The sequence below is a fragment of the Bacillus sp. AFS037270 genome (assembly GCF_002585305.1).
On record NZ_NUNF01000138.1, the window covers coordinates 1 to 2,346 of the forward strand.

Sequence of the window (2,346 nt, forward strand, 5' to 3'; positions counted from 1 at the left end):
ACGATCTACAGGAATGCTAACGGGTGCGATTGCTGAACAAGGCAGTCGCTTTTTGTGTTATTTGGGCAGGAAGGTTTTATAAAGAATAATAATATTAAGGTTAGTAGAGGTTTCAGAATATAATCGGGAAAATCTACCTTCCCTTTATTGGTAATCCGACACGATTCCTATTGTTTTTGCTTTTTCTGATCTTTAAAGAAAAAGTAGTTGACACTGAAAATAAATTTATGATATTATTAAAAATTTGATAAAAAATAATATATATGTTAAGGTTAAGAAGGTTACCATATATGGAGGTGGATTATTTGTTTCAAATTGGCGATAACATTGTTTATCCAATGCACGGAGTAGGTATAATTAAAGCCATAGAAGAAAAGGAAATCTCAGGGGAAAAACAACAGTATTATGTCATAAAAATGTTAATCGGTAATATGCAAGTCATGATTCCTACGGGTAAAATATTGAGTTCAAGTATACGCCCAGTTACAGACATAATTGCATTAAAACACATCATACACATTTTTCAGCATGGAGAATCAGATAGATTACTGCCGTGGAAACAAAGGTATAAAGTGAACACGGACAAAATAAAAACTGGTAAAATACAAGAAGGTGCTGAAGTTGTGCGTGATTTAATGCGTATGAAGAAAGAAAAAGCACTTAATACAAGCGAAAAAAAAATGTTGGATAACGCACATGAATTTTTGATTAGTGAACTGGGATTAATTAAAGGGATCACTGAAAATCAAATAAATAGTTTCTGTTAAAGTTAATTATAGATAATGTATTACATCTCCCGAAAATATCCTGAATTTTTTGGGAATATGATTATTATTAAAAGTAAATCTTTTCAAAGACAGTCAACTTCTTCAGCTCACTATTAGAGCATTAACCTCTTTTGTTATTTCTACAATCTAATCCATTTTTATTATTTAAATTTCTTTTACGAACGTTTGAAGTTTCATCAACTAACTCGATAAAATAGTCGCTTGATTTTTGCAATCCTGATTCACACTGGCACGGACAAGGAGCCGTAAGGATGAAAGAGAGATAGGGCTTTCATTGTTTTAGGTATACAATTTATTATCTAAGTCATTATTTCTAGAAGAAAAAACAATCAATCTCACCTCTATCTTTAAGAATTTTGTACATCTACTGAGACAGTGAATAGTAATTGTTTCTTCTTTACGTAAAAGAGATAAACGAATTGGTAAACACCATATGGTCAAATACAAAAATGGTTTCCAGACCAGGAAACCATTTTTTATTTTATTTACATAACAATAGAAAAGATCACTGGTGATGGTTTTAAATCCTTTGATGAAGGGCAACGTGTACAATTTGATATTCTAAAAGGACAACGTGGCTCTCAAACAGAAAACGTTTCTAAAATATAATTGATCTCCTACCCCTTTGTAAATATGAATTCTGATCATAGGGGGGACCAAGCATAATCACCGCTTTGTACTTGAGTATACTTTTGTCATTTCCTTTTACTTCAATGTTTTCCCGAATAATGGGACGAGGGGACAGGTCCCTTGTCCCATGAGACTACTTGTCCAATACTCTATCCCTAGCAACTAGAGGAAGAAAAGCTGATAGATGTTAAATACAATGCTGTTCCTCTTGCTGTAAGCTGTAAGCATGCACACAGAATATGGAGTGAATCCTGATACAAAATATACGGCAATGATTATCATAAAGAAATAGTGAGCTCAATGGATTTTTCTGTATCTTGACATTTTTTACAAAAAATGTTATGATTAAAGAGAATTATTTTTGTTCGGTGTAAAGGATTTGTAACTTTTCATCTTGATGATCACTGAGAGCAGGGGTAGTATTACATTGTGTGTGTTTACACACTAGGAGGCAATACAAATGGAAAAAGGTAATGTAAAATGGTTTAATGGCGAAAAAGGCTTCGGATTCATCGAACGTGAAGGTGGAGTCGATGTATTCGTTCATTTCTCAGCGATTCAAGGAGAAGGTTACAAAACTTTAGAAGAAGGTCAAGCAGTGACTTTTGATGTGGAGCAAGGTCAACGTGGACCTCAAGCTTCAAACGTACGTAAAGCTGCTTAATTTTACAAAACAGGGAAGGCAGGCTCTTTTATGGGAGTCTGCTTTTCTTTTTTCTGTGAAACAAAGAACCCCCACTCATAAAGGGGTAGGGGGGATAAAGATTGTGATGAATTGCACTTAAAGTAACGGGTTGCTTTACTTGAATAAGAGCAACATAAGAATCCAAAACTAGGTGTGATAATTCATGAATGGCAAAAATGGTTTTGTTTACGTCTTCTTGCAAATACTTTTAAAAAATGTTAAACTTTAGAAGAATTATTTTTG

At 33.5% G+C, this 2,346-nt stretch carries 3 protein-coding genes; all 3 read left to right on the forward strand.

The annotated features are described in order from the left end of the window. Positions 1-305: 305 nt before the first annotated feature. The 3 genes from COD92_RS31365 (at position 306) to COD92_RS31375 (ending at position 2,082) form a co-directional block, all read left to right on the forward strand. On the forward strand, positions 306-767 hold the full coding sequence (locus COD92_RS31365) for a CarD family transcriptional regulator (protein WP_176541406.1): 462 nt from the start codon (positions 306-308) through the stop codon (positions 765-767). A gap of 492 nt (positions 768-1,259) precedes the next feature. Next, on the forward strand, positions 1,260-1,397 hold the full coding sequence (locus COD92_RS31370) for a cold shock domain-containing protein (protein ID WP_255286803.1): 138 nt from the start codon (positions 1,260-1,262) through the stop codon (positions 1,395-1,397). 481 nt (positions 1,398-1,878) lie between these two features. Further along, the gene (locus COD92_RS31375; RefSeq protein WP_098532493.1) at positions 1,879-2,082 is read left to right on the forward strand and encodes a cold-shock protein; all 204 of its coding nucleotides are present in this window, start codon (positions 1,879-1,881) and stop codon (positions 2,080-2,082) included. Positions 2,083-2,346 lie beyond the last annotated feature (264 nt).